5 protein-coding genes are annotated in these 4,120 nt (G+C 67.6%); all 5 read left to right on the forward strand.

Features of this window, described 5'->3' with window-relative positions:
* Positions 1–720: virulence factor SrfC family protein (locus EOA24_RS29425; RefSeq protein ID WP_245501882.1), on the forward strand; the 720-nt coding region annotated here is incomplete at its 5' end.
* Positions 717–1,694, forward strand: coding sequence for a hypothetical protein (locus tag EOA24_RS41905; RefSeq protein ID WP_189354323.1), 978 nt, complete (start codon positions 717–719; stop codon positions 1,692–1,694). The genes EOA24_RS29425 and EOA24_RS41905, both read left to right, overlap by 4 nt.
* Entirely contained in the window at positions 1,691–2,506 is an 816-nt protein-coding gene (locus EOA24_RS29440) for a PAN domain-containing protein (RefSeq protein WP_210213612.1), read from the forward strand. The genes EOA24_RS41905 and EOA24_RS29440 overlap by 4 nt, the downstream gene beginning before the upstream one ends.
* A 78-nt stretch (positions 2,507–2,584) precedes the next feature.
* Positions 2,585–3,457 (forward strand): PAN domain-containing protein, encoded by an 873-nt coding sequence (locus tag EOA24_RS29445; RefSeq protein ID WP_127410357.1) that lies wholly within the window; start codon positions 2,585–2,587, stop codon positions 3,455–3,457.
* 3 nt (positions 3,458–3,460) lie between these two features.
* The coding region (locus tag EOA24_RS29450; protein WP_133374666.1) for a glycoside hydrolase family 3 N-terminal domain-containing protein at positions 3,461–4,120 on the forward strand (660 nt) is incomplete at its 3' end.

Raw genomic sequence — 4,120 nt, forward strand, 5'->3', positions numbered from 1 at the left:
GGCGGGACCTCATCGAAGTCTCGCGCCACCCCGCCGCCCCGGCCGGGCGCGCCTCCCCTGCCCGGCGGAAAGAAGAAGACCGTCGCCGCCGCGGCCGTTTCCGGCCAGTCCGTCTCGCAGAAGGCGCCGCCTCGCGAGGCCTACCTCGCCCGCGCGGCGATGAGGCACTGGATGGACGGGCTCGTCGCCCTCGCGAGGAATGACGGCGCGCTGCAGGCCATCGGCCTCACGCACAAGCTGGCTAGCGAGTTGATCGCCGAGCTCGTCGCGGCGGCGCGGCGCACCGGGGTCGAGGACACCATAGCCCAGGACCTCGCCAGGCTGTCGGGAAGCTCGATCGAGAGGCCGGACATCCTGCTCGAGAAAGCCGGGTTCCTCGCGACGAGCCGCATCAACCGCTTCGTCAGCACGCTCGGCTTCGAGGCGATGCCGGAAGACAAGCGCCCGATGGCGCCGGACGGCACCGAGGACGGGGAGGTCAGGGTGTTCGCCCGCCGCCCGGACGTCTCCGACTGCGACGGGCTCTCCAGGGAACGGCGGAATTTCTCCTACCTCGCGCTGTCCGAATGGATGTACGCCTTCAACCAGCTCGTCACCGACAACGTCCTCTCGGGCGAGGGCGTGACCGTCAACGTCAAGGAGAACGAGCGGCTGAGAGCGATCCTCGAGGCCCTCGACGCGGCTCCGGCCGCCGGGTCCGCCGAGGCAGCGGCTCGATGACGCAGGTACAGCTGAAAGTCACGGAGGACGAGTCCCGGTTCGGGCACGCCCTGATCGTGTTCCCGAAAGACCTGGGCGGGTCCGGGCTCCTGCGGCTGGCGGTCACCCGCAAGTCCGCGGACACTCCGCATCTCGGCGCCGCCGGATGGCAGGCCCCTCCGGCCACCGTGCAGGCGGAGGTCGTGAGCCGCGCCGCGGGATCGACCACGCTGGCCGTCGGCCCCGAGGTCAGCGACAGGATTCCGGTCGACCTCCAGGTACGGATTGAAGTCGAAGGCCAGAACGTATGGGGCAACGCCTTCTGGCCTCCGGTCACGCCTCTGCCTGGAGACTGGGAGCCCGGAGTGACCATTTCGGATCCGCCTGTGCCCCCGGAACCGCCGCGGCCTCCGAATCCGCCTCTCCTCCCGGATCCTCCTCCGCGGCTTGAACCGCCGCCGGGCCGACCGCCTACTCCTCCCCGGGAACTAGAGGCGCCGAAGGGAAGCAAGCGGCGCTTCCTCCCGCTTCTCCTGCTGGCGCTGCTCGTGGCGGCCGCCGGGGCATACGGAGGCTACAGGATCGGCTTGCTGGACCGCATCCTCACTCCGGCGGAGTCGCTGGCTGCCCGCTTCGAGCGCTTGAAGCGGACGGACACGGACGGGCACGAACTCTTCGCCCTGAGCGGCGACGCGTACCGCCAGGGCGACGCGGGGATCCGCCTGCAGGCCATCAACCTGGCGATGGAGCGGGGCAACAAGGACGCCAAGCTCGAGATCGCGCGCTGGTACGACCCGAATTCCTTCGACCCGACGAAGGCGGACCGCGCGGACGCCAACAAGGCCGCCCGGTTCTATTTCGAGCTTGTGGTTGAGGGCCAATCAGAGGCCACGGGGCTGCTCCGCTCGCTATGCGCGAAGAGCGCGAGTTCCCCCCAGGACCCGGCCTTCAACGGGTTCCTGACTAACACCTACTGCGAGGGGACCCTGGAATGACGACCATAGACGGCGCGGCCGGCAGCGCCCCTGCGAAGCCATCGGAGGATAGAGCGAACATGCGGAACAACCTATTGCGGGGTCGCCTTGCCTCGCGCGTCCTGGCCTTCGGCGTCCTGGCCGGAGCGATCGCCGCGGCCATGTTCCTGGGCAGCCCGTCGCCGGCGGCCGCGCAGAGCGCGCCGGCGGACGAGCTCTTCAACTATCCGGACACGGTGCTGAACGGGATCATCAGCGCGCAGGTCTCCACGCCGCTGGAGGAGTGCCGGAAACTCTGCCAGCAGCGCTCGGGATGCGCGGGAGTGGGCCATTCCCCGAAGAACGAATGCCGCCTCTACGCGAACGTGAACGGCGGGCAGCGGGACGTCGGATCGACGGCGCAGACGCGCAGCCTCATCCCGAACTATTCGGACCCGACGAACCCTCCGCTGGCGGCCAGGCTGGAGAAACTCAAGGCGACGGACTCGGACGGACACGAGCTCTTCGCCCTGAGCAAGGAGGCTTTCACGCGCAACAACAGGGATGTGGGGATGCAGGCGATCTACCTCGCGATGCAGAGGGGCAACCAGGACGCCAAGCTCGATATCGCTCGCTGGTACGATCCGAGGACCTTCGCGCAGGACCGGGTGGACGCCGCTGACGCCAACAAGGCGGGCAGGTCCTACTTCGAGCTCGCGCTGGAGGGCAACAGCCAGGCCCAGACGCTCCTGACGTCGCTTTGCCAGGACGCGAGCGACGGTAGCTCGAGCCGGGCAAACGCGTATGGAGGATTCCTCAGGACCACATACTGCGAGGGATCGATCAATCCCTGACCATCGCCTGGTGGCTGCGGCGGCCAACAGGAACATGTCGGGGTAAATAACGGTTTTGGAATTGGGGAATCCGAGGGAATGCAACAACGACGCACGGGCCGCGCGAGCGTATCGGGAATCGCTATCGCGCTGCTCCTCCTTTCGATCGCCTTCGCGGCGGTCCCCCGGGCCTCGGCCCAGTCGCAGCCTAATTTCTGGGACTACCCCGGAACGGCGCTGAGGGGCGCGACCAGCGCGGAGTTTAAGCGGTCGCTCGATGACTGCCGGAAACTGTGCAAGGAGCGTTCGGGCTGCGCAGGCTACGACCATTCGTCCGCCACCAACATCTGCCGCATGTTCAGCGGGATAGACTCGGCGCAGGCCGACACGCTCATGACGGCCGGCGCCCGGAACCGGGTGCCGGGATACCGGGATCCCGCCAACGCCGAGTCCTGGTACTACGCCGCCTTCAGCGGCGTCGACCTGTGGGGCGGGGACCTCGTGGCGAAGGGCCTCGAGGCGCGCGACGCCGACAGCTGCTCGGCGCTTTGCGACAGCCGTACCTCCTGCCGGGCGTTCACCTACAATCAGGAAGCGAACCGATGCTTCCTGAAATCGGGCTTCGAATTCGTCCAGTCCTACACCCTTGGCAGGTCCGGCCTCTATTTTAAGGCCAGTCCGTCTGCCCCACCCCCGAGCCTGACCGTCGGCTGGGAGCTCTTCACGGCCAGCGCCCTCACGGGAAACGGCGCGAGGGAGTCATTGGCGGTATCGTACGAGGAGTGCATGCGCCAGTGTGAATCAGACGGCCAGTGCGGCGGCTTCACCTGGGTAACCGCCCGGCCCAACCGATGCTTCCAGGTCGCGGGCGCGAACCTCTATCCCGTTCACAGGAAAGGCATGACCTCGGCGCGCAAGAACAGCCGCACGGTCACTCCCGACTTCGTGCATCCCGTTCCTCCGAGGGACTGAAACATGTTGCGCATCGCAGCCCTCATCGCCGTCGCATGCACCCTGCTCGGCCTTCCGTCGCCGCTTATGGCCGACCCGTCGCCCCAGCCGCCGCGCCCAGCGGTCGCCAGCCTGCACCGCGCGATCGAGGACGGCCAGCTGCGCCGGATGATTGGGCAGATGGTGCTCGTCGGCTTCGTCGGGGACAGCCCTGAGGACGATGGCTACAAGCGGGTCGTCAAGCAGGCCGAGGCGGGCGAGATAACCGGAGTCATCTATCTTGGACGCAACATCGCCAGCCTCGATGCGGTGCGGCTGCTCAACAAGGGCCTGCAGAAATATTCCGCCACCCCCCTGCTCATCGCGATCGACCAAGAGGGCGGCCGCATCCAGAGGCTGACGGGCGAGATCGGCTTCAGGGAGGTGCCTAGCGAGGCGAAAGTCGCCGAGACCTTGAGCCCCGACGAGGCCGGCGCGCTTTACCGGAAGCTCGCTGGCGACCTCTCCGGCCTGGGATTCAACCTCAACCTCGCCCCGGTCGTCGACCTCAACGTCAACCCGGCGAACCCCATTATCGGAAAGCTCGGCAGGAGCTTTTCCGCCGATCCGCAGGAGGTCGAGGCGTACGCGAAGGCCTTCGTCGAGGCGCACCGTTCGAAGGGAGTCCTGACCGCCCTGAAGCAC

The sequence above is a fragment of the Mesorhizobium sp. M2A.F.Ca.ET.039.01.1.1 genome (assembly GCF_003998035.1).
In the GTDB taxonomy this organism is placed as follows: Bacteria; Pseudomonadota; Alphaproteobacteria; order Rhizobiales; family Rhizobiaceae; genus Mesorhizobium.